This is a genomic window from Megamonas sp. (genome assembly GCF_986095205.1).
In genome coordinates, this window is the sequence record NZ_CFQVBI010000081.1 from 1 (window position 1) to 24,121 (window position 24,121).

25 protein-coding genes and 1 riboswitch are annotated in these 24,121 nt (G+C 32.3%); of the genes, 12 read left to right on the plus strand and 13 right to left on the minus strand.

What is annotated here, in order from left to right; all coding sequences use genetic code 11:
* Positions 1-166: 166 nt before the first annotated feature.
* Entirely contained in the window at positions 167-670 is a 504-nt protein-coding gene (locus tag AC5LAX_RS12150; protein WP_015561947.1) for a DUF4446 family protein, read from the minus strand.
* A 117-nt stretch (positions 671-787) separates the two neighbouring features.
* Positions 788-1,621, minus strand: coding sequence for a ParB/RepB/Spo0J family partition protein (locus AC5LAX_RS12155; protein WP_117585443.1), 834 nt, complete (start codon positions 1,619-1,621; stop codon positions 788-790).
* A 188-nt stretch (positions 1,622-1,809) separates the two neighbouring features.
* Between AC5LAX_RS12155 and AC5LAX_RS12160 the strand changes: the two genes are divergently transcribed.
* The 3 genes from AC5LAX_RS12160 to AC5LAX_RS12170 are packed head-to-tail and all read left to right on the plus strand — an operon-like array spanning position 1,810 to position 5,613.
* Positions 1,810-2,511, plus strand: a complete 702-nt coding sequence (locus AC5LAX_RS12160) for a vitamin B12 dependent-methionine synthase activation domain-containing protein (protein ID WP_008539274.1) — start codon at positions 1,810-1,812, stop codon at positions 2,509-2,511.
* A gap of 59 nt (positions 2,512-2,570) precedes the next feature.
* On the plus strand, positions 2,571-4,943 hold the full coding sequence (locus tag AC5LAX_RS12165; protein ID WP_288909089.1) for a homocysteine S-methyltransferase family protein: 2,373 nt from the start codon (positions 2,571-2,573) through the stop codon (positions 4,941-4,943).
* 16 nt (positions 4,944-4,959) lie between these two features.
* Entirely contained in the window at positions 4,960-5,613 is a 654-nt protein-coding gene (locus tag AC5LAX_RS12170) for an HAD hydrolase-like protein (RefSeq protein ID WP_117585444.1), read from the plus strand.
* A gap of 30 nt (positions 5,614-5,643) precedes the next feature.
* Here AC5LAX_RS12170 and AC5LAX_RS12175 read toward each other — a convergent pair whose 3' ends face one another.
* On the minus strand, positions 5,644-6,522 hold the full coding sequence (locus AC5LAX_RS12175; RefSeq protein ID WP_234970722.1) for a LysR family transcriptional regulator: 879 nt from the start codon (positions 6,520-6,522) through the stop codon (positions 5,644-5,646).
* Between the two features lie 133 nt (positions 6,523-6,655).
* On the opposite strand from AC5LAX_RS12175, the gene AC5LAX_RS12180 reads away from it, so the two are divergent.
* On the plus strand, positions 6,656-7,423 hold the full coding sequence (locus AC5LAX_RS12180) for an AzlC family ABC transporter permease (RefSeq protein WP_008539270.1): 768 nt from the start codon (positions 6,656-6,658) through the stop codon (positions 7,421-7,423).
* Positions 7,416-7,721, plus strand: a complete 306-nt coding sequence (locus tag AC5LAX_RS12185; RefSeq protein ID WP_008539269.1) for an AzlD domain-containing protein — start codon at positions 7,416-7,418, stop codon at positions 7,719-7,721. Before AC5LAX_RS12180 ends, AC5LAX_RS12185 begins: the two co-directional genes overlap by 8 nt.
* A 41-nt stretch (positions 7,722-7,762) precedes the next feature.
* Here AC5LAX_RS12185 and pfkA read toward each other — a convergent pair whose 3' ends face one another.
* Positions 7,763-8,731 carry a 6-phosphofructokinase gene (gene pfkA / locus AC5LAX_RS12190; protein ID WP_008539259.1) on the minus strand — a complete coding sequence of 323 codons (969 nt, stop codon included), beginning with the start codon at positions 8,729-8,731 and terminating at the stop codon, positions 7,763-7,765.
* 149 nt (positions 8,732-8,880) lie between these two features.
* Positions 8,881-8,959: riboswitch (ZMP/ZTP riboswitch) on the plus strand.
* Between the two features lie 41 nt (positions 8,960-9,000).
* Between pfkA and AC5LAX_RS12195 the strand changes: the two genes are divergently transcribed.
* Both AC5LAX_RS12195 and AC5LAX_RS12200 read left to right on the plus strand, forming a co-directional pair.
* The gene (locus tag AC5LAX_RS12195; protein ID WP_115152379.1) at positions 9,001-10,176 is read left to right on the plus strand and encodes a phosphoribosylaminoimidazolecarboxamide formyltransferase; all 1,176 of its coding nucleotides are present in this window, start codon (positions 9,001-9,003) and stop codon (positions 10,174-10,176) included.
* A 125-nt stretch (positions 10,177-10,301) separates the two neighbouring features.
* Entirely contained in the window at positions 10,302-10,700 is a 399-nt protein-coding gene (locus AC5LAX_RS12200; protein WP_147277755.1) for a hypothetical protein, read from the plus strand.
* Positions 10,701-10,731: 31 nt separating this feature from the next.
* Here AC5LAX_RS12200 and AC5LAX_RS12205 read toward each other — a convergent pair whose 3' ends face one another.
* Entirely contained in the window at positions 10,732-11,499 is a 768-nt protein-coding gene (locus tag AC5LAX_RS12205; RefSeq protein WP_008539253.1) for a GntR family transcriptional regulator, read from the minus strand.
* Positions 11,500-11,627: 128 nt separating this feature from the next.
* Here AC5LAX_RS12205 and deoC point away from each other — a divergent pair, with 128 nt between their 5' ends.
* The 4 genes from deoC to AC5LAX_RS12225 all read left to right on the plus strand — a co-directional run bounded on the left by deoC (position 11,628) and on the right by AC5LAX_RS12225 (position 15,987).
* Positions 11,628-12,290 (plus strand): deoxyribose-phosphate aldolase, encoded by a 663-nt coding sequence (gene deoC / locus AC5LAX_RS12210; RefSeq protein ID WP_288909090.1) that lies wholly within the window; start codon positions 11,628-11,630, stop codon positions 12,288-12,290.
* 14 nt (positions 12,291-12,304) lie between these two features.
* The gene (gene xylB / locus AC5LAX_RS12215) at positions 12,305-13,849 is read left to right on the plus strand and encodes a xylulokinase (protein ID WP_288909092.1); all 1,545 of its coding nucleotides are present in this window, start codon (positions 12,305-12,307) and stop codon (positions 13,847-13,849) included.
* On the plus strand, positions 13,842-14,678 hold the full coding sequence (locus AC5LAX_RS12220) for an aldo/keto reductase (protein ID WP_288909093.1): 837 nt from the start codon (positions 13,842-13,844) through the stop codon (positions 14,676-14,678). Before xylB ends, AC5LAX_RS12220 begins: the two co-directional genes overlap by 8 nt.
* A gap of 250 nt (positions 14,679-14,928) precedes the next feature.
* On the plus strand, positions 14,929-15,987 hold the full coding sequence (locus AC5LAX_RS12225) for a PTS transporter subunit EIIC (RefSeq protein WP_287793834.1): 1,059 nt from the start codon (positions 14,929-14,931) through the stop codon (positions 15,985-15,987).
* A 51-nt stretch (positions 15,988-16,038) separates the two neighbouring features.
* On the opposite strand, the gene rsmG is transcribed toward AC5LAX_RS12225, so the two are convergent.
* The 8 genes from rsmG to rpmH form a co-directional block, all read right to left on the minus strand.
* Positions 16,039-16,758, minus strand: coding sequence for a 16S rRNA (guanine(527)-N(7))-methyltransferase RsmG (rsmG, locus tag AC5LAX_RS12230; RefSeq protein WP_224169408.1), 720 nt, complete (start codon positions 16,756-16,758; stop codon positions 16,039-16,041).
* Positions 16,755-18,635, minus strand: coding sequence for a tRNA uridine-5-carboxymethylaminomethyl(34) synthesis enzyme MnmG (gene mnmG, locus AC5LAX_RS12235; protein WP_288909095.1), 1,881 nt, complete (start codon positions 18,633-18,635; stop codon positions 16,755-16,757). The genes rsmG and mnmG overlap by 4 nt, the downstream gene beginning before the upstream one ends.
* A gap of 31 nt (positions 18,636-18,666) precedes the next feature.
* Complete coding sequence (gene mnmE, locus AC5LAX_RS12240; RefSeq protein WP_288909096.1) at positions 18,667-20,064, minus strand: tRNA uridine-5-carboxymethylaminomethyl(34) synthesis GTPase MnmE; 1,398 nt, start codon at positions 20,062-20,064, stop codon at positions 18,667-18,669.
* An 86-nt stretch (positions 20,065-20,150) separates the two neighbouring features.
* The gene (gene jag / locus AC5LAX_RS12245) at positions 20,151-20,804 is read right to left on the minus strand and encodes an RNA-binding cell elongation regulator Jag/EloR (protein ID WP_008539237.1); all 654 of its coding nucleotides are present in this window, start codon (positions 20,802-20,804) and stop codon (positions 20,151-20,153) included.
* A 3-nt stretch (positions 20,805-20,807) separates the two neighbouring features.
* Positions 20,808-21,488 carry a YidC/Oxa1 family membrane protein insertase gene (locus AC5LAX_RS12250; protein ID WP_008539236.1) on the minus strand — a complete coding sequence of 227 codons (681 nt, stop codon included), beginning with the start codon at positions 21,486-21,488 and terminating at the stop codon, positions 20,808-20,810.
* Between the two features lie 57 nt (positions 21,489-21,545).
* Positions 21,546-21,755, minus strand: coding sequence for a membrane protein insertion efficiency factor YidD (gene yidD, locus AC5LAX_RS12255; RefSeq protein ID WP_008539234.1), 210 nt, complete (start codon positions 21,753-21,755; stop codon positions 21,546-21,548).
* Positions 21,752-22,117, minus strand: a complete 366-nt coding sequence (gene rnpA, locus AC5LAX_RS12260; protein WP_015561971.1) for a ribonuclease P protein component — start codon at positions 22,115-22,117, stop codon at positions 21,752-21,754. The genes yidD and rnpA overlap by 4 nt, the downstream gene beginning before the upstream one ends.
* A 152-nt stretch (positions 22,118-22,269) precedes the next feature.
* Positions 22,270-22,404, minus strand: coding sequence for a 50S ribosomal protein L34 (gene rpmH / locus AC5LAX_RS12265; RefSeq protein ID WP_008539230.1), 135 nt, complete (start codon positions 22,402-22,404; stop codon positions 22,270-22,272).
* Positions 22,405-22,609: 205 nt separating this feature from the next.
* Between rpmH and dnaA the strand changes: the two genes are divergently transcribed.
* Positions 22,610-24,100, plus strand: a complete 1,491-nt coding sequence (gene dnaA / locus AC5LAX_RS12270) for a chromosomal replication initiator protein DnaA (protein ID WP_018999998.1) — start codon at positions 22,610-22,612, stop codon at positions 24,098-24,100.
* Positions 24,101-24,121: the final 21 nt, after the last annotated feature.

Below are 24,121 nucleotides of genomic sequence, written 5' to 3' on the forward strand. Positions count from 1 at the left end.
AAAACAATGATATCGAATCATTGTTTTTTAGCGAGCTTATATCCCCATAAATAAATTTAGGGGCTTTACGCTCGCATTTGGTAAGCGAAGCGATTTTTTTTGAAAAATTGCATATAAAAAAGGAGTACAATAATTTGTACTCCTTTTGTTTTTATCTTTGTCAAAATTATTTAGACATAGCTTCTAATAATACTTTGTTTTCTTCTTGAGTCAAAGGATATTTAGAAACACCATTTTCTATAGGTTTTACATATGTGCAAGAATCTTGACGTCCAAAAATAGAAGAGAATATCACACCATTATTTTGATTATCAAGTAAAGCTACAGCATAACTCAAATCGCCACCCATATCAGCAAAAGCACAGAAACGATGTACTGCTACTTTTTGAATGGATTTTGTAAATAAAGATTTCATTTCTGCATAATCTGCATCAATTTTATTATTTTTTACTACAAGTTCATTCATTTGAGCAATATTATCAGCTATAATATCCTCTAAACTTTCACCTGTTGCACCATTTACCAATGAATTATAACGTTTTTTCGCTTTGCTTAATTTTACAAGCATCACTATTGATAAAATTATTAATAAAACTAATAAGACTACGATTACAGTTAAAATAATTGCTAAATTATCTTGAAATATCTGATTTAGCATTGAAAAATCCATAAATATTCCCTCCTAAATTCTGTTAAAAAAGAATTGATTATTCAATAAAAACTATCCTTTTTAACGTGCAACATTATAGCATTCATGTTTTTATTTGTAAAATCAAAACAGCATTTACTAAATGTTAAAATCCTTGATAATTCTCGATTTTTTTATCTGAGGACTTTCTTGTTTTTCCATCAATAATTCAACTAATCTAGCTAAATCATCATCATTATAAAATTCAATTTCTATGCGAGATTTCTTTTTACCTTGCTTTATATTTACATTCGTTCCCAATATTTGTTTTAAGCGCTCTTGCACATCATTTAAATACATCTTAGCTTCTTTTACTTGTTCAATCTGCTCGATGACATTATCACCTGCTAAGATTTTTTTGACTAAAGCTTCAGCTTTTCTAGCAGATAATTCTCTTTCAATTATCAAATTAGCTAATTTTACTTGAAGCTTTTCATCTTCTATCGCTAAAAGCGGTTTTGCCTGCCCCATATTGAGTTTATTATCTTGTAATAAGCACTGTACTTCTTTTGCTAAATTCAATAAGCGTACAAAATTCGCTATATGCGAACGACTTTTTCCCACTTTTTGCGCTACTTCTTCTTGTTTTAAATTAAATTTATGTAATAACAACTGATATGCATTTGCTTCTTCAATAACATTTAAATTACTGCGTTGGAGATTTTCAATTAAAGCTATTTGTGCTACCTTATCATCATCATAATCTTTTAAGATAATTGGCACTTTATCTAATCCTGCCATTTTAGCTGCACGAAGACGTCTTTCTCCTGCAATCAATTCAAATTCATCATTATCATTTATACGCACAATTAGAGGCTCAATTATGCCATATTCTTTTATCGATTTTGCTAGTTGAGCTAATTGCTCCATATCAAACTCCTTTCTCGGTTGAAATGGGTTTGGTAAAATTTCATCAATATTTAAAAATTCCATGTATTTCTCCTTTAAAATATTATAATAATTATTTTAACTTATTACTTTTATAAATTCATTATAATTTAAAACTATAATCAATCATAAAAAATTAATTTAACTAATAACAGTATAATTATACTAAAATTTATGATAAAATTCTTTTCTAGATATAATTATAAACACAAAATATTAAGGGAGATTTTACCATGCCTAAATATAATGCTGCTTTAATGTCCATTGACCCTAGTGAAACTAGACGTTATGCTGGACTTAACAAAGCCCCTAATTTCAATAAAAAAACTATTTTAGAAGCATGTCGTGAAGTCTTATATATTTCCGAACCTAAAGGAATTTGGGAAGTATATGACTATGACGCTAAAAATGGCATTGTACTTGCAGATAAGCCCTTTAAATTAGAAGGGAAAAAAGTAACTAAACATCTTTGTCGAGCTACAAAAGTTGCCATCATCGCTGTTACAATCGGTGAAACTGTTGAAGAAGAAATCTCCCGTCGTTTCAAAGATGGAGAATATACGCTAGCTGTTTTGATGGACGCTGCTGCAACTACAGCTGTTGAACATGTTGCTGATGGTATCGAACAAGCCATTGACCAAAAATTCAATATGCAAGGATTAGTTCGTCGTTGGCGATTTAGCCCAGGATATGGAGATTGGCCTATACAGGCACAACCTGAAATGCTCCGTTTAGCTAAAGCTCATGAAATAGGTATTAGCCTAACTTCATCATTAATGCTTACACCGCGAAAATCCGTTACTGCAATCATTGGACTTATACCTAAAACACAAGATGTCGAACCTGAAAAACAATCTTGTAAATATTGTCCAAACCCTAATTGCAATTTCCGCATAAAACCATTTGACCCTGAATTATTAAATAAAAATTCATGATGATAAACAAATACATTTTATCATTTTTGCTCAATAAAAATTTCTAGGAGGTATCTTCTATGATACATATATTTGATGGTGCTACTGGCACTATGTTACAAAAATCTGTATTAAAACCAGGAATGTGCCCTGAATTATTAAATATCGAAGCTCCAGAAGCTATCCAAAATGTTCATCGTGCTTATGTAGAAGCAGGCTCTAATATTGTTGAAACAAATACATTTGGTGCTTCTCGCATTAAATTAAATGAATATAACTTAGGCGATAAAGTAGAAGCAATAAATATCGCTGCTGTAAAAAATGCCAAAATCGCCACTGCTGGCAAAGCAAAAGTAGCTGGTTCTATGGGCCCTACTGGTGCTTTTATTGAGCCTTTAGGCGAATTGACTTTCGATGAAGTTTATGAAAATTATTATGAACAAGCTAAAATTTTAGCTGACGCAGGTGTTGATTATATCCTCATCGAAACTTGTATTGAAATCCAAGAAATGCGTGCTGCTCTTCTCGCTGCTAAAGATGCTTGCAATTTACCCGTAATCTGTCAATTATCTTTCAGCGAAGATGGCAGAACTGTAACAGGCACAGACCCACAATCAGCTGCCATTATCTTAGAAGCTATGGGCGCAGATATCATCGGTGCCAACTGCTCTTTAGGCCCTGAACAATTAGTTCCTATCATAAAAGAACTAGCCGATAATTGTTCTTGTCCTATCAGCGTACAAGCAAATGCAGGTATGCCACATTTAGAAAATGGTCAGACCATCTTCCCACTCACTCCAGAAGATATGGCTAAATGGGCACCAAAACTTGTAGAAGCTGGTGCAACTTATATCGGTGGTTGCTGTGGAACAACTCCTGCTCATATCAAAGCGATCAAAGAAGCTTTAGCTGACGTTTCCGAACCTATCCGCAAAGCACCAAATCCTAATCTTGCCCTTGCTAGCCGTTCTAAAACTGTATTTATTGGCAAAGATTTACCTACAAGATTAATCGGCGAACGCATCAATCCTACTGGTCGTAAAAAATTAGCTGAAGAAATAAAAAATGGTTCATTTATCTCTGTAAAACGTGAAGCTATTGAACAGACTCAAGCTGGTGCTCAAATCCTTGATGTAAATATGGGTGTTGCTGGAATTGACCAAGCAAAAGCTATGCACAAAGCTATCACAGAAATTTCTCAACTTGTAAATACACCACTTGCCATTGATACAAGCGATGTTAAAGCATTAGAAGCAGGGTTAAAAGCATATCCTGGTAGAGCACTCATCAATTCTGTAAGTGCAGAACCTGATAGATTAAAATATTTTATACCATTAGCTAAAAGATATGGTGCTGCAATCTTATGCTTGCCATTATCTGATGAAGGTATTCCTAAAACAGCTAAAGAACGTCTTGCACTAGCTCAAAAAATAATCGCTGAATCTAAAGCTCAGGGCTTAAAAGATAACGACTTTTTACTTGACGCGCTTGTAATGACTATAGCTGCCGATAAAAATGCTTGTAATGAAGTATTAAACACTTTAAAACTTTACCGCGAACATATTGGTGCTCCTTCCACTATGGGACTTAGCAATATATCTTTTGGTCTTCCAAATCGACCACTTATCAATAGCACATTCTTCACTATGTGTTTAGCAATGGGATTAGATGCTCCAATCATGAACCCTTATGATGATTCTATGCAAAATGCCTTGAGTGCTTCTAATGCTCTTTTAGCTAAAGACCCTAATGGTCGTGATTATAGCCTTAATCATTCCGGACAAAATATCCCTGTAGCTAAAGCTAAAAATGCAGTATCTAGCGGTGATATCATTGAAGATATCAAATCTGCTATAATCAGTGGGGAAAAAGAATCCATCGCTCAAATGGTAGAACAAGCTTTAAATGAAGGACATAAACCAAATGAAATTACAGATAAAGCTTTAAGCGCAGCAATGAATGTCGTTGGTAAAGATTTCGGTTCGAAAAAAATCTTTTTACCACAAGTTATGTTATCTGCTGAAGCAATGCGTGAAGCTTTCATCAAAATCAAAGAACGTATTCCAGCTGATAGCGTAAGTAACAAAGGTACTATCGTCATTGCTACTGTAAAAGGCGATATCCATGATTTAGGTAAAAATATCGTATCTGCACTTTTAGAAAATAACGGTTTTAAAGTTATCGATTTAGGTAAAGATATTGATAAAGAAGAAATCATTAAGGCAGCTATAGATAATAAAGCCGATATGATCGGTTTATGCTCCTTGATGACAACTACTATTACACAGATAGATGAAGTCATCGCTGAATTAAATAAAAGCGAATACTCTACAAAAGTCATGATCGGTGGTGCTGTAGTAACTCAAGAATATGCTGATAATGTCGGTGCTGATGCTTATGCTCCTGATGGCGTTGAAGCTGTAGAAATTGCTAAAAAACTTATTAATAAATAAAATTGAGGATAAATTTATGCAATATAAATATCATAATATTATTTTTGATTTAGACGGAACATTGATTAATTCTGGGCCTGGTATTATTCATGCTGTACAATATGCTTTAAAAAAATATGGCATAAATGAAACAAATATGACGGTTTTAAAAAGTTTTGTAGGTCCGCCATTAAATCAGCAATTTATCAATTGCTATAATTTTAGTCATGAACAAAGTCTTGAAGCTGTAAAATATTTTCGAGAATATTATACAGATAAAGGTATTTTAGAAAATGAAGTATATGAGCAAATACCTGCATTATTAAAGACTTTAGCTGAAAATGGTTTAAAATTGTTGATTGCTTCTTCTAAACCTGAAAAGTTTGTAAAAAATATTTTAAGTCAACATGATTTACTAAAATATTTTGCTTTTGCTGGCGGTAGTTTGTTTGATGGCAGTCGTATAAATAAAGATGATGTATTAGCTTATGTTTTAAAACAAATGCAAATTATAGATTTAAATGATTGCATAATGGTAGGCGACCGTAAATACGATGTCATTGGCGCAAAGAAATTTAATTTAAAATGTGTTGGTGTAACGTATGGATATGGCAGTCTTGAAGAATTAAAAGATATTAATGCCGATTTTATTATTAATAAACCTTTAGAATTATTGAGTATTATCAAATAAAAATTGCAGAGCGTAAGCTCTGCAATTTTTTTATTTTTCTTGCACAAAAACAAAATTTTCTTTTATAAATTCCACAAATTTACGTGAAGCCAATGACATTGTATCCCAATTTTGCCATGCTAAAGCTACATTGCGTTCAGGATGTTCTTTTATTGGTCGAATAGCTAAGCCATCTTCAAATCCATTTAAAACTAAACTATACATTGCAGATATCCCTAAGCCTTGTTTTACCATAGCTAAAATCGAATAATCATCATAAACTTTATATTCAATCTGTGGCTCTAATTTATAATCAGCAAAAGCATGCATAATCACACTATGGCGACCTTCATCTAATAAAATAAAAGATTCTTTGGCTAATTGGTCTAAAGATATAATCGGCAAATTAGCTAATTTATGATGTTTAGGCAATACTGCCATCATTTCATCTCTATATAAAAATTCCATATTGATGCCTGATACTACATCACTATTTACAAAACCAAAATCAATTTCTCCATGCAAAATCCATTTTTTTATGCTTGTATATTCACCTTGTTTTAAAACAAAATTGACTGTAGGATATAATGATTTAAAACTCTTCATCAATTGCGGTAAAATATTTCTGCTTACACTAGTAAAAGTGCCAATACGTATAACGCTATGCTCTAAGCCCTTCATTTCCTGTTGCTTTTGTTTCAATGAAAGTTCAGCATGAAAAATTGCCTGTATATACGGATAAAAAGATTTACCATCATCTGTTAATGTTATGCCTTCTTTTTTCCTATCTATCAAGATGGTTCCTAATTCTTGTTCTAACGCCTTTATACTTTGACTAATCGCACTTTGCGAATAGCCCACTTCTTTTGCTACCTTTGTAAAATTTCCATTTTCTATGACTTTACAAAAAATCCCATAACGCGAAACCATATGCATTCGCTCTCCCATTAGTTTTACTTATGTAGTTATTATAAATATTCGTTTTCCTAATGTAAATATAACTGCTATAATATTTATACAAAATACATATTTAAAAATAAAATACAAAATGGAGGAAATCGCTATGAATGAATTAGATATTGCTGACGATGTTTATCCAGTAGACAATATCTCTGTAAAAAAACAAGCTTTTAAAGATGGTATACGTGATGGTTTTCCTATTGCTCTTGGTTATTTAGCAGTTTCCTTCTCTTTGGGAATCACTGCTAAAAATGCAGGACTGACAGCATTTCAAGGCTTTTTAACAAGCTTTCTTGTAAATGCTTCCGCTGGTGAATATGCTGGCTTTACTTCTATTGCTACAATGGCAACATATATAGAAGTATTTCTCGTTATCCTAATCGCTAATTCTCGTTACTTGATTATGAGTTGCGCTTTAAGTCAAAAATTATCGCCAGATATTCCATGGTATCAACGCATTTTAATCGGCTTTGATATCACAGATGAATTATTTGCTATTTCTATCGCTAGACCTAATTATCTAAATCCTTTTTATTACTTTGGTGCTATGTTCATCACTATGCCATGTTGGGCTGGTGGTACAGCTCTTGGAATTGTTGTAGGTAATTTATTGCCAATTCAATTGATAAGTGCTTTTAGTGTAGCATTATACGGTATGTTTTTAGCCGTTATCATTCCACCTGCACGAAAAAATAAAGTAATCGGTGTATTTGTTATCATCAGCTTTATTGCTAGCTACTTATCCACTTACCTTCCTTATATATCTGAATTATCAAGTGCTACACGTATCATTATTTTAACTATAGTATTATCTTTGATTGCTAGTATCTTATATCCAGTAAAAACAAAGGATGGTGAAGAAAATGTCTGAGGTATATATATACATTTTAGTCATGGCTTTAACTAGTTTTGCTATTCGTGTTTTGCCACTGACTTTAATTCAAACAGAAATAAAAAATCCACTGATAAAATCTTTTCTTTACTATGTTCCTTATATCACATTAGCAGTTATGACTTTTCCTGCAATTATACAGGTAACACAAACACCACTTTCTGGAGCTATTGCTCTTGTCATTGGTATTGTACTTTCTTGGTTTGGTGCTAATTTATTCCAAGTAGCCTCATCTTGTTGTTTATCTGTATTCGTTGTAGAACTTTTACTTTTATAAATAAAAATTCCTAGATAATATATTATCTAGGAATTTTTTTATTATAGAGAAATTACTTCTGCTAAATGTCTTAAATCTTCTGGGTATTCTTTTTTATTAGTGATTGCATCACGTAAATCAATGCAAACAATATTTCCACGTTGCATACCGAAAACAATATTATGAAGTCCAGAAACAGCTGCAAGTGTTGCTTGTTCACCTAATACACTTGCAAATACACGGTCATTAGCTGTTGGTGAACCACCACGTTGAACTAAACCTAAAACAGTCAAACGTGTGGAAATTCCTGTTCTAGCTTCTAATTCTTTTACTAACTCTTGCATATTGCCAGTACCTTCAGAAGCTAAAATTACTAAATAAGATTTACCACCATCATGTAATTTTTGTACTTTATTGATGATTTTTTCCTTATCAAATTCTTCTTCTGGTACTATAACCATATTTCCGCCACCAGCAACGGCTGAATATGTAGCAAGCCAACCGCATTTATTGCCCATTACTTCAATAATAAATGTACGACGATGTGCTTTTGCAGTATCACGAATTTCGTTGATTGCCTGTAAAATAGTATTTACAGCAGTATCTGTACCAATAGCATAATCTGTTCCCCAAATATCATTTTCAATAGTAGCTGGAATACCAATTACAGAAAATCCTGTTTCACGTTCAAATTCTTCTGCTCCGCGTAAACTACCATCACCACCAATGACAATCAAAGCATCAATATTATGTTTTTTTAGATTTTCATAAGCTAATTGACGACCTTCTTTTGTACGGAAACGCTTACAAAAACTTGTACCTAAGAAAGTACCGCCACGCTGAATAATATCGGCTACAGATATAGAAGTTAATTCTTCCATATTATCATCAACTAAGCCTCTATATCCATCATAAACGCCCCATATACGCACGTTATTATTAATCGCAGTTCTCACTACAGCTCTAATAGCCGCATTCATTCCTGGTGCATCTGTACCACTTGTCAATACAGCAATATTTTCTACTGACATAAAAAAACCTCCTCAAAATTTAAAAGCATTTATATATTTTATTCGCTAAATAATAACTAATATCCTTGTAAAAATCCCTAAAAAAACAAAATCTCCAAATATTATTGCTTAGCTTGACAACTCATACTTTAAAATGATAAATTTTAGTTAACAATCTGTGTAACTGACGGAAGTGGAATTAACCACATGAAGCACAGATTTATATAGCCGACCGTCTGGGCAACAAAATCTAATAGTATTATATTTATTTTACAGGAGGAATATCGTAAATGAATTCTATGGAATTAAAATACGGATGTAACCCTAATCAAAAACCTGCTCGCGTTTTTATGAAAGATGGACAAGATTTACCATTCACAGTTTTAAATGGACGTCCAGGTTATATTAATCTTTTAGATGCCTTTAACAGTTGGCAATTAGTTCGTGAATTAAGAGAAGCTACAGGTCTTCCAGCTGCTGCATCTTTTAAACATGTAAGCCCTGCTGGTGCAGCTGTTGCTGTTCCTTTATCTGAAACATTGAAAAAAATGTATTTCGTTGAAGGTATTGAACTCACACCTATGGCTACAGCATATATTCGCGCTCGTGGTGCTGACCGCATGTCTTCTTATGGAGATTTTGCTGCACTTTCCGATGAATGTGATGCTGCTACAGCTCGTTTCTTAGCTCGTGAAGTATCCGATGGTGTTATTGCTCCATCTTACAGTGCTGAAGCTTTAGAAATCTTAAAAACAAAACGTAAAGGTAACTATCTTGTAATTCAGATGAACCCTGATTACAAAGCACCTGAACTTGAAACAAAAGAAGTTTTTGGCGTTACTTTTGAACAAAAACGCAATGATATTAAAATCACTGAAGAATTATTCAATAACATTCCTACAAAAAATAAAAATATCACAGATGAAGCAAAACGTGATTTACTTATCGCTTTAATCACATTAAAATACACTCAATCCAATTCCGTATGCTATGCTAAAGATGGACAAGCTATCGGTATCGGTGCTGGTCAGCAATCTCGTGTACATTGTACTCGTCTTGCTGGTAATAAAGCAGATATCTGGCATTTACGTCAAGCACCTCAAGTATTAAACTTACCATTCAAACCAGATGTTCGCCGTCCAGACCGCGATAATGCAATTGATGTATATATCTCTGATGAATATATGGATTTACTCGGTGGCGACGATTGGAAACGCGTATTCACTGAAAAACCACCAGTATTCACTAAAGAAGAAAAAGATGCTTGGCTCGCTCAAGTAAAAGGCGTAGCTCTTGGCTCTGATGCATTCTTCCCATTTGGCGATAATATTGAACGTGCTCATAAATCTGGTGTAGAATTTGTCGCTCAAAGCGGTGGTTCTATCCGTGATGATAATGTTATTGAAACTTGTGATAAATACAATATGGCAATGGCATTCGTTGGAATTCGTTTATTCCATCATTAATTTCTATAAATAGAATTATAATGAATATTAATCTTTTTTATTCAATATGTATTTTAATTTTAATAAGTATTTTTTGTATATTTTTTCTTAAATTATATAAAAAAACAAACTCATTAAAAATATATTTGATTTTACTTACACTTATTAGTCTAAATTTATATTATTCTAGTCATTCACCAATTACACCTTATCCAGATACATTACCAATAAAAGAAACTATTCACATGACTGATAAAGAAATTGTTTATACTATTGTTAAACAAGAACTATCTTATCATAAAAATAAAAGTCTTTTTGCTAATGGTAAAATCTTTGATTATAAAGATATCTCTGTATATAGTGTACCTAATGAACCAACTATATATTCCGTAGTATTTTCTATTCAGTCAGGTGATGACGATTTTTGGTTGCCTGGTAATGGGACTAAACAAGAAAATAATTGGATTATTAATAAATCAAATTATATGCAACTTATTAAAGAAAAAGATTATTATCGTCTTATTTCTATAGGGACAGGATTATAAAAATGGCACTAACATAGTTAGTGCCATTTTTTTATTTATAATACTTATCTTTATATAAATCTACATTCATTTTATACATATCTGCACGATAAGATGCCAATGAATATTCAAATGGAATATCATTTTGATTATATGCAACCGTTGTTATATATAATAATGGAGCATTTTCCATAATACCCAATAAATCAGATAAATAAGGGTCAGCAACTGTTGCATGAATTTGACGATTAATATGAGCAATCTCTATATTATATTTTGTTTTCAGAGTATCGTATAAAGAATTTTGCTCTAAATCTTCATCAATTAAACCCTTACATAATTTCACAGGTATAAAAGTTTTAACATAAACTATAGGTTTATCATCGGCATAGCGCAAACGTTCAAGACAAATAACTTTATCTTTTTCTGTTAGCTTCAATTTTTCCATAACTTCAGCAAAAACATCTATTTCTGATATAGATAAAAGCTTCGTTTTAGGTTTTAATCCATAATATTGCATCTCTTGATTATATGTTTGGATTTTTTGAATAAAATCTCCAGCAATTTTAGGGCGAGTAACAAATGTCCCTTTTGATTTAATTCTATTTAAATAACCTTCATGTACTAATTCTAAAAATGCTTGTCTAACTGTCGGTCTTGAAACATTTAAATATGCGCATAATTCTTCTTCTGGTGGAACTAATTCACCATCTTTTAAGCTATTATCTTCAATATGCTTTATCATAAAAGTTTTTATTTGATAATATAGCGGAATAGGAACTGTTCTATCTATTTTTAATTGTTCATATATCGAATTCATTTATAATCTCCTTTCAAAAAAATTATAAAATATTAACTATCTTTTATCAATAAGTTATTATATATTGACTTAATTTTGTTATTTTGTTATTATGTAATTACATAATAACAAATAAAAGAGAGATAACTATGAATAAATTTAGTAAATACTTTGATCACACATGTTTAAAACCTTATGCTACTAGAGAAGATATGGCTAAACTTTGCGAAGAAGCTAAAAAATATGATTTTATGATGGTAGCTATCAATTCTACACAGACAAAATTATGCAAAAAGCTTTTAAAAGGAACTGATATTCATGTAGGTGCTGCTATCAGTTTTCCTTTAGGGCAAACTACAATTGAAACTAAAGTCTTTGAAACTAAAGATGCTATTGCAAACGGTGCAGATGAAATTGATTATGTAATTAATATCACAGAATTAAAAGAAAAAAATTATGACTATATCAAAGAAGAAATGACTCAAATAGTAGATGTTTGCAGAAAACATAATGTAATTTCTAAAGTTATTTTTGAAAACTGCTATCTTACTGATGAAGAAAAAATTAAATTATGCGAAATAGCACTTGAAGTAAAACCAGACTTCATCAAAACTTCTACAGGCTTTGGTACAGGTGGCGCTACAGTTGAAGATGTAAAACTCATGAAAAGCATTGTCAAAGACACAGTAAAAGTAAAAGCCGCTGGTGGAATTCGCGATTTAGATACTTGCTTAAAAATGATTGAAGCTGGCGCTGAAAGAATTGGCACATCTTCTGCTATAAAAATCACAGAAGCATACAATAATAAATAATTAGGAGCATACCTATGGGCAAATACTTACTAGCTCACGACTTAGGAACATCTGGAAATAAAGCCACTTTATTTTCCACAGAAGGGCAACTCATCGCTAGTTGCACATATAATTATGATGTTTATTACTCTAATAATAATTGGGCAGAACAAAATCCTAACGATTGGTGGCAAGCTGTCATAGCTACCACTAAAACATTAATAAAAAATATTAATCCTAAAGATATTTTAGCTGTATCCTTTAGTGGTCAAATGATGGGTTGTGTCTGTGTAGATAAAAAACAAGAACCGCTAAGAAATGCTATCATTTGGGCAGATATGCGTGCTACAAAACAAACTCAACAAATAGCTAAACAAATATCACCTCAAAGATTTTATGAAATAACAGGTCATCGTCTCTCTCCTAGCTATGGTGGTCAAAAACTTATGTGGATAAAAGATAATGAACCGCATATTTATGCTAAAACGTATAAAATGCTAAATGCAAAAGATTTCATCATTTTAAAATTAACAAATCAATTTGTTACTGAATACAGTGATGCCTCCTCTACTTGTTTAATGGATTTAAATAAATTATGTTGGTCTGATGAATTATTAAATATCATGGGCATTGATAAACAAAAAATGCCTAAACTCTTAAAATCCACTGATATCGCCGGATATATAACTAATACTGCTAGTGAATTAACTGGACTTTGCCCTAATACACCTGTTGTTTGTGGTGGAGGCGATGGGGTATGTGCTGCCGTTGGTACTGGTTGTATCAAAGAAGGAATTGCTCATAGTAGTATTGGTACTTCTTCTTGGATATCTATAACTACAAAAAAACCTATTTTCTCCAAAAATAAAAGCACTTTTAATTGGGCTCATATAGTTCCTGGATATATCCTACCTACTGGTACTATGCAAAGCGGTGGGGGCGCTTACTCTTGGTATATAAATAAATTTTGCCAATATGAACAAAATCTAGCTCAAAAAGAACATAAATCCATATACGAAATATTAGAACAAGAACTTACTAATACTTCTGTTGGTAGCAATGGACTATTATTTTTGCCTTACCTTATCGGTGAACGAAGTCCTTGGTGGAATACAAATGCTAAAGCTAATTTCATTGGTCTAAAAATGGAACATCAGCGAAAAGATTTATTGCGAGCAATTCAAGAAGGCGTTGCTATGAATTTAAATATTATCTTAAATATATTTAAAGCTGAAAATATCCATATATCTGAATTAGTAGCTGTTGGGGGTGGAGCTAAAAGTAAATCATGGCAAAAAATATTTGCTGATGTTTATAATACTAAAATCATTCTGCCAAAATTATTAGATGAAGCTGCTTCTATGGGTGCTGCTATCACTGCTGGTGTTGGCATTGGTATTTTTAAAGATTTTGAAGTAGCTAGCAAATTTATTTCTTTAGATAAAATAATTGAACCTACCCCTACAAATGTAAAAAAATATCAAAAATTACAGCCAATTTTTGAAAAAGCTTATTTGCAATTGCAATCATTATTTGAACAATTAAATGATTTCAGTGAAAAGAGGGTTTTAGATGAATAATATTCTTTTAAATAATGGTGTAAAAATTCCTCAAATTGGTTTTGGTACATGGAAAGCACCAACAAGTGAAGTTACTATAAATGCTGTAAAAACAGCTATCGAAAATGGTTATACACATATCGATTGTGCTAGCGTTTATGGCAATGAAAAAGAAGTTGGTCAAGGCATTATTGCTAGTAATATTTCTCGCGATAAATTATTTATCACAGGTAAATTATGGAATGACGTTCGCGGTTATGATGAAACTATTACAGCCTTTAATCAAACATTAAATGATTTAGCTATTGATTATTTAGATTTATATTTAATTCATTGGCCAAGACCACAAAAATACCATGATGATTATATTGAAAAAAACCGCCAATCATGGAAAGCTATGGAAGATTTATATAAACAAGGAAAAGTTCGTGCTATTGGTGTGAGCAATTTTAAAGAACATCATATTGATGAATTACTTGAAACTTGTGAAATCAAACCTATGGTTAATCAAATTGAATTTCATCCTAGTTGTGTACAAAAAGATATTAGAGATTATTGTAAACAACACAATATCGTAGTTGTCGGTTATAGTCCTTTGGCAAATGGTAAAGTATTTCAATGTGAGGAATTAAAAATCTTTGCTCAAAAATATAATGCTTCAATAGCGCAATTATGTGTTCAATATGCTTTACAACACAATGTTATACCTCTTGTGAAAAGCGTTACTAAAGAGCGTATTATTGAAAATCTAAAAATAAATTTTACAATTAGTAATGAAGATATGTGTGCTATTGATAATATAACTACTTGTGGTGGCTCTTACAAAGATAGTGATAATATTAATTTTTAACTATATTAAATAAAAAAACTGCACTTAAAGTGCAGTTTTTTTTGATTTTAAAATTTCTTCAATCTCTATAAATTCATTATCTAAAAAATACACATATTTTCTTTAATTTAACTCACAAATTGACAATATTGTTAACAATAAGTATAATTATTAGCTATGTGTGTATTTATATAAGATATATGTACATAATAAATTCATCGAAAGGACTATTTTTATCTGTATGAACACTTCTTCTCAACACCAAAAATCAATGATTAATACTATAATTGATGGTATCGCTGGTATATTTTTACCCATTGTCAGTTTACTAAGTGCCGCTGGTATCTTAAAAGGTATTATTGCTGTATTAATCGCCACAGATGTACTAATTAAAGAAAGTGATAATTACCTTGTTTTAAATGCTATGGCTGACAGTTTATTTTACTTTTTACCCATGTTATTAGCCTATACATCAGCTAAAAAATTTGGTGCTAATCCCTTTACTGCTGTCGTTATTGCAGGTATTTTCCTTTATCCTTCACTAAATCATATCTTAGAATCTGGTCAAACTGTAGAGTTCTTCCATATTCCTTTAAAAGGTGTTACATACCATTCTAGTGTTATCCCTATTATTTTAGCTTCAGCATTATTAACTTTTGTTGAAAAATTCTTAAATAAAATTTTCCCTGATATGGTAAAAGGGTTTTTGACACCTCTTTTGTGTATTATCTTTGTAGGATTTGTAACATTATTCTTATTTGGCCCTATTGGTATGGTTATAGGTGATTTTCTCGCTAATATCTATGAATATATCTATAATTTTTCCCCAATTATTTCAGGAGCGTTATTAGGTACAGTCATTCAACCAATGGTAATCTTTGGTTTCCACTGGAGTTTTATTTTAATCGGTATGAACAATATTGCTGTATTGGGTTCAGATACAGTCTTAGCCTTAATGGGACCTGCTGTATTTGCTCAAGCTGGTGCAGGACTTGCTGTATTCTTAAAAAGTAAAGATACGAAATTTAAATCCATTTGCGCATCTTCTATTTTATCAGCATTATTTGGTATCACTGAACCAATTATGTTTGGTGTAAATTTACCTCGCAAAAAGCCTATGATAGCCGTATGCATTGGTGGTGGTATTGGTGGTGCTATCGCTGGTTATTCAGGCGCTAAAGCTATCGCTTTTGCCTTTCCTAGTCTAGCTTCTCTTCCTGTATTTTATGGCGATGGCTTTCTATTGTATATTTTAAGTGATGTAATTGCTGCTATTATTGCTTTTATCATCGCTTATTGTTTAAAATTTAAAGTTGATTTAGCAAAATAAAAAGATAGTACAAATGTACTATCTTTTTTTATTTTCCAGTTTATCTATATTTTAAACAATTGGATTTCGCTCTGGCGTACCTGCTTTACGCGGATATACTTTAGGGGTTGCTTTTTCTTTTTTGATATAGACAACAGCCCTTTTATCTTCCAATTCAGGGAGTTTTACAGGCATAGATTTAACTAATTTCCCACCTAATACAGAAAATGCTTTTTGTGCTTCTTGTATTTCTTCTTCATATTGACGACCTTTTAAAGCGATAAAAGTACCACCTTGTTTTACAAAAGGCAAACAATATTCACAAATAATAGGTAATCTAGCTACTGCTCTTGCTGTTGCTAAGTCAAATTTTTCACGATATTTTTTATTTCTTGCTGCTTCTTCACTGCGTGCATGGATTACTTCTACATCTTTTAAACCCAATTCATCAACTACAAGTTGTAAAAATTTCACACGCTTATTTAAAGAATCAAGCAATGTCAATTTTAATTCTGGGTAAAATATCTTTAACGGAAGTCCTGGAAAGCCTGCTCCTGTCCCAACATCAATAAGGCTCACTTGTCCTGTAAATAATTCTTTTTGATAGCAACTAAGTGAATCTACGATATGTTTTATAGCTACTTCTCTAGGCTCTGTAATCGCTGTCAAATTGATTTTTTCATTCCATTCAATAAGTAACTCATAATATCTATTAAAAGCGCTTATTTGGTCGCTAGTAAGCTCTAAACCATATTCTTTAGCTACTTTACTTAAGTCATTTACAAAGCTCATGCATTTTCCTCCTGTCGACGATATTGCTCTAGATAAACAAGTAATACAGAAATATCTGCTGGAGATACGCCAGAAATACGACTTGCTTGACCTATGGAAATTGGTCTTATCGCATTTAATTTTTCTCTAGCTTCATCGCGAAGGCTAGATACTTCATCATAATTTATATCTTCTGGCAGTAATTTTTCTTCAAGTTTTTCCATGCGTTCAACTTGTTCTAATTGTTTTTTGATATAACCTTCATATACCAAAGTAATTTCTACTTGTTTTTTCACATCTTCACTGATTTCAGGAAGCTCTACGATATGTTTTAAATCATCATAGCTGATTTCTTTGCGTTTTAATAAATCCGCTGCTGTAACAGTATTGTGAATAGAGCCTAATTCAAATTCCTGCATCTTTGCTAGCGTTTCTTTATTTGGGTGAATGCGAATTTCACTCAATAATTTAATGGTATTTTTAATGCTATCGCGACGTTTTACAAAGCGAGCATAACGTTCATCAGAAACTAAGCCAACTTGACGACCTTTTTCTGTCAAACGTAAATCAGCATTGTCTTGACGTAAAAGCAAACGATATTCTGCACGAGAAGTCATTACACGATACGGTTCATTAGTACCTTTAGTTACTAAATCATCAATTAAAACGCCAATATATCCATCAGAACGTTTTAAAATCAAAGGTTCTTTCCCTTGAATTTTCAATGCGGCATTGATACCAGCAATAAGACCTTGTGAAGCTGCTTCTTCATATCCAGATGTACCATTTGTTTGCCCAGCTGAGAAGAAACCGCTTATTTTCTTAAATTCCAAAGAAGGTTTTAATTGTAATGGATTAATGCAATCATATTCGATAGCATAACCAGGACGCATAATTCTCACATTTTCCAAGCCTGGAATAGTGCGTAAAAATTCCATCTGTACATCAATAGGCATACTTGTAGACATACCTTGTACATACATTTCTTCAGTATCTAAACCTTCTGGTTCAATAAATAATTGATGACGTTCTTTATCTGGGAAACGCACAATTTTTGTTTCAATAGATGGGCAATATCTAGGGCCTACACCAGTGATAATACCATTTGCCATCGGTGCACGTTCGATATTATCTCTGATGATTTTATGAGTCTGTTCATTTGTATAAGTAAGCCAACAAGGAACTTGTTCACGAGTTTTTACATCACTCATAAAAGAAAAATTATGAACTTCATCATCACCAGGTTGAATTATCATTTTAGAAAAATCTAAAGAACGACGGTCTACACGAGCTGGTGTACCTGTTTTAAAACGCATGAGTTCAACACCAGCTTTTAATAAGCATGAAGATAATTTTATAGCTGCTCTTTGACCATTAGGACCGCCATCATATGTATTTTCACCAATGATAATGCGTCCTTTTAAATATGTTCCAGAAGCAAGCACTACAGCCTTACAAGTATAAACTTCACCAGTTTCTACTACCACACCTGTTACTTTATTATCTTCAAACAAGATTTCATCTATCAATAATTGTTTTACATCGAGATTTTCTTGCAATTCACAAGTATGCTTCATTGTATTTTGATATAGTTTTTTATCTGCTTGTGCTCTCAAAGCCTGTACAGCAGGGCCTTTACCAGTATTAAGCATACGGTACTGAATACAAGTTTTATCAGCATTTACGCCCATTTCTCCGCCTAAAGCATCAATTTCACGGACTAAATGACCCTTAGCTGGGCCACCTACAGATGGATTACATGGCATCATTGCTATATTATCCATATTCAAAGTTGTAAGTAAAGTATTACAACCCATACGAGCACTGGCAAGAGCTGCTTCTACGCCAGCATGACCTGCACCAATAATAATTACATCATAATTGCCTGCAATAAACAAAAAAATTCCTCCTATTTCAAACTATATCGTTTTATTTACCTATGCAAAATTGACTAAATATCTGGTCAATAATATCTTCATCTACTGTATCGCCTGTTATTTCTCCCAATTTTTCCCAAGCAGAGCGAATGTCTATGACAATAAAATCTTCTGCCATATCCATTTCAATAGTATTTAAACAATCCTCTAAATATTTTTGTGCTTCTTTTAACGCATTAGCCTGACGCACATTATTTACAAAAACGCCTTCAGCCTGTTTTACTGTACCACTATATACGCGATTTACAATCTCTTGCTCTAATTCTTTTATGCCATCATTGTTGAATGTAGATATCTGCATATATTTAAAATTGCCCTGCAAACGTTTTTGTAAATCTTCTATATCTAAAACACAAAATAAATCATTTTTAGTAAGTAAAACTATACCTTCTTTACCTTGTAATAAATTAATGATTTCCTCATCTTCTTTTGTTAAATCAGAAGATGTATCAAATAAAGCTAAAATCAAATCTGCCTTTTGTACATAAGACATAGATTTTTCTACACCAATTTGTTCTACTTTATCTTCTGTTTCACGAATACCAGCTGTATCTATAATCTTTAAAGGAACTCCACCGATATTTGCATATTCTTCTAAACTATCTCTTGTAGTCCCTGGAATATCTGTTACAATCGCTCTATCTTCACGCAAAAGCGTATTTAAAAGGCTGGATTTACCTACATTTGGCTTACCAATGATAGCTGTTACTAAACCATCACGCAAAATTCTACCAGTATTAAACGTAGATAACATCTCTTCTATGCGATTTTTTATACTTCTAACCTTTGCACTAGCTTCATCTTTTGCCACATCTTCGATATCATCTTCTGGAAAATCTATGGAAGCTTCTAAATGAGCTATGACTTCTAAAATATCATGACGCATAGCTTTGATTTCATCAGAAAATTTTCCTTGAAGATGACCTGCTGCCATACGAAGTGAAGCATCTGTTCTCGCTTTTATGATGTCCATTACAGATTGAGCTTGTGATAAATCCAATCTACCATTTAAAAAAGCACGTTTTGTAAATTCACCTGGCTCTGCCATTCTAGCACCATTTTGCAATGCCAATTCTAAAATACGGCGAACAACTAATGCACCACCATGACTTTGAATTTCCACCACATTTTCTTTTGTATAAGAATTAGGTGCCCACATTGCTATACATAAAGCTTCGTCAATGACATTGCCTTTTTCATCTACAATCTTACCATATACAACTTTATGACTTTCAAAATTTTCTACAGTCAAATCCTTTTTAGCACATTTAAATAACTTACTAGCAACAATTCCAGAATTTTCACCACTGATACGAATAATACCTATGCCACCTTCTCCAGGTGGTGTAGAAATTGCTACAATAGTATCATTTTCCCCAAAGTTTTTCATCAAAAATCCTCCAATTAGACACAAAAGGACTGCCCCAAATAATATAAACAATTGGAAACAGCCCTTTCACAGCTTTATTTTCACTATTAAATTACTAAATCTTCGTTTTTATTATGTTTAATATCCACAACTATTTTACGATGAGGTTCAACACCATCACTGTAAGTTATGATATCAGCATAATCCTGAAGTGCCATATGAATAATTTTACGTTCATGGCGATTCATTGGCTCTAAAACTACTTTTGTGCGATATTTTCTAGCTTTATTAGCTAATCTTTCTGCTAATTGGCAAAGTGTTTCTTCACGGCGTTTACGATAGTTTTCCACATCTAAAACAATGCGAACTCTCGCACCTGTAACATTTTTATTAGCAGCCATATTTGTTAGATACTGCAATGAATCAAGTGTTTGACCATGTTTACCAATCAATACACCTAAATCATCGCCAATGAGATTGAATTTATAATTTATATCTTCTTCAATACATTCAATCTGTATATCTTTGTGCATGGATTTGAAAATCTTCTTTAAAAATTCTTGACCTTTTTCCAATGGTGTTAATTCCTTTTCAGTTGCTCTTATTTTAGCAACTCTAGCACCAATTAAACCGAAAAAGCCCTTTGAAGGTTCTTCTAATACTTCAAAAATAACACGTTCTTGAGGCAAATCCAATTGACTTAAAGCCAATTTTTTTGCTTCTTCAATGTCTTTACCAGTTACTTCGATAACTCTTGCCATATATTATGACCCCTTTTTTGCAGAAGTATCTTCATGTCTATACATCCACCACTGCTGCAATATCTGCATAATATTATTGACAATCCAATAAATAACTAAACCAGCTGCAAAATTACAACTAATCCAACCAATAAATAAAGGCATTACTACAGACATAATCTTCATCTGCATTTGCATCTGTGGAGAACTAGAAGCTGAAGATGTTTGTTTTTGTACTACATAAGTACTTATTGCTGATAAAACAGGCAAAATGTAGTATGGGTCTGGATTAGATAAATTCATAATCCATAAAAATGTTGGATCTCCACCATAATCAATGCTTTGAAGAGCATAAAACATTGCCATCAAAATAGGCATCTGAGCTAAAAGTGGCAAGCAACCAGCTAAAGGATTTACCCCAGCATTTTTATAAAGCATACCCATTTCCTGTTGTAATCGTTTTGGGTCATTTTTAAACTTATCTTGAAGTTTTTTCATTTTTGGTTGCAATTCTTGCATTGCCTTCATAGATTTTACCTGTTTCACAGTCAACGGATAAAATGCCATTTTTATAATAATAGTCAATACTATAATTGCCACACCATAAGATTCCAAACCTACTGTGCTTAGAAAATCATGGAAAATACCCAAGATAAATTCTAATAACTGCACAATTGGATTAAAAATAGAAGAAATAAAATCCAAATCATCACATCCTATAAGTAAATTTCAAATTACCAACGAATAACCATAAATAAACATCTATTTTACAGGGTCGTATCCACCTTTATGAAAAGGATGACAACGCAATATGCGTTTTATTGCCATCCAGCCACCGTGAACGACACCATATTTTTCTACCGCAATTAAGGCATATTCTGAACAAGTCGGAATATAGCGACAGCAAGGCGGTTTCAATGGAGATATAAAATTTCGATAAAATAAAATCAAACCAATGAAAATCCGCTTCACTTTTTTTCAACCTCTTTTTTCAAAATGTTAGCACGCTTACATAGTGAATAAAATGATTTCTCTAAAGCTGTAGACTTTAAATCTACAGCTGCCGCTCTGCCTACAAGTAAAAGACAATAATCATCTTTTATTTCATGACGATGTAGTCTATATACTTCTCGAAGTAATCGCTTTACGCGATTTCTAGTAACAGCATTTCCAAGTTTCTTACCAGCAGCAAAAGCCACTTTGTGAGAAGGGTGAAATGCTTTGCAATAATACATAACCATATTCTTATTTGCTAAAGAACGGCCACAACGATAAATTTTTTGAAAATCACTATTTTCTTTAACAATGAGTTTCTTTTGCAAACTATATTTCATGTTACCCTCACTTGGGAAGTTAATCTGGCGTTTATGCTCATATATATTAAGCAAAATACAAAAAACTAAATCATTCCCAGTTGTAGAGATAGTGAAGAGCACTATCTCTACTTATGACAAAAGGAAAAAGAGGCCACCGTAGTGACCTATTATTATGCGGATAACTTATGTCTTCCTCTAGTACGTCTTCTTTTTAAAACAAGGCGACCACCTTTAGTTTTCATACGTTGACGGAAACCATGAGTTTTCTTTTTCCAATGAGTATTTGGCTGAAATGTCTGTTTCAATTTTCACACCTCCTTAAAAAACACCATAATAGTTCAAATTATAGCTATTAGAATTATAGACTACTGCTGTTTTTGTGTCAACAGATTTCAAAATACTTGTTGATATATCATACTCATTTTGATAATATATTTATGCACTTATCCACAGGTTTTGACAAATTCTGTGGATAAGTTTTATAAAAAATTTTAAGAAAGGATTATCTCCATGACGGATATTCAATTACAGGCAACTTGGGAAGAAATATTAAAAAATCTTGAAAATTCACTATCCACGCGAGTTTGTAATAATTGGTTAAAGCCATTAAAACCGATAAAACTCACTACAGAAATGTTAGAACTAGGTGCACCTAATGTTTTTACCAAAAATTGGGTAGAAAAATATTATTTACCATTTTTAACAGATTCTTGCTATGAAATCACTAAAGCACATTTAGAAATTTCCATCACTAATCTTGAAAGTACAAAAGACGCAGAAACTATTTATCCAGATGAATTAAAACAACAACAATTAAAAAAACGCAATACTAGAGTTAGAACGAAGAAAAAAGCTACAAGTTTGGCACAATCAAATGATTTATTTCAGCCAACACTAACAGAAGCAATGCAACCACCTAGTGAAATGACAGAGACACCTCTTCCTATCAATCCTGGAGATAAATCTTCACTTAATCCTAAATATACTTTTGAAAGTTTTGTAATTGGTAATTCTAATAGTTTTGCTCATGCTGCAGCACTGGCTATTGCTGAAAATCCTGCAAAAGATTACAATCCATTTTTTATGTATGGTGGTGTAGGATTAGGAAAAACACATTTAATGCATGCAATAGGTCATAAAATTTTGCAAAAACATCCACAAAAAAGAGTATTATACACAACTAGCGAAAAATTCACAAATGAATTAATTAATTCTATTAAAGATGGCACATCTGCTGCTTTCCGTCAAAAATATCGCAACATTGATGTATTACTTGTGGATGATGTTCAATTTTTGGCAAATAAAGAACGAATTCAAGAAGAATTTTTCCACACCTTTAATGCTCTAAAAGATGCTAATAAACAAATTATATTATCTAGTGATAGACCCCCTAAAGAAATAAAACCTTTAGAAGACCGTCTTTGTTCTAGATTTGAAGGTGGATTACTTGCAGATGTTCAAGCACCAGATTTAGAAACAAGAATTGCTATTTTAAAGAAAAAAACTTTAATGGATAATTTAGATGTACCTCTTGATGTCATGACATATATCGCTAGCCATATCGACAATAATGTTCGTGAATTAGAAGGAGCATTGACTAGGGTTGTAGCTTATGCGTCATTTAAACATTATCCTGTAACTAATGAATTAGCTGTTGATGTTTTAAAAAATACCATCACTAAGCAGGAAACGACAGTTAAACAAGTGGATAAAGTTATCAACATAGCATTAATTCAAGAAACAGTTGCTAAATATTTCAAATTAACATTAGCAGATTTAAATGGAAAAAAACGCAATCGCAATATTGCTTTTCCTCGCCAAATAGCGATGTATTTAGCTAGAGAAATGACTGATGCTTCTTTACCGAGAATAGGTGGCAACTTTGGTGGTAGAGACCACACAACTGTTATGCATGCCCATGATAAAATCAAGAAACAATATCAAGATAATCCAAAAACAGCTAGCGTTATTGATGAAATACGTAAATTAATCACAAGTTAAAACTTATTAACAAGGGTTGTG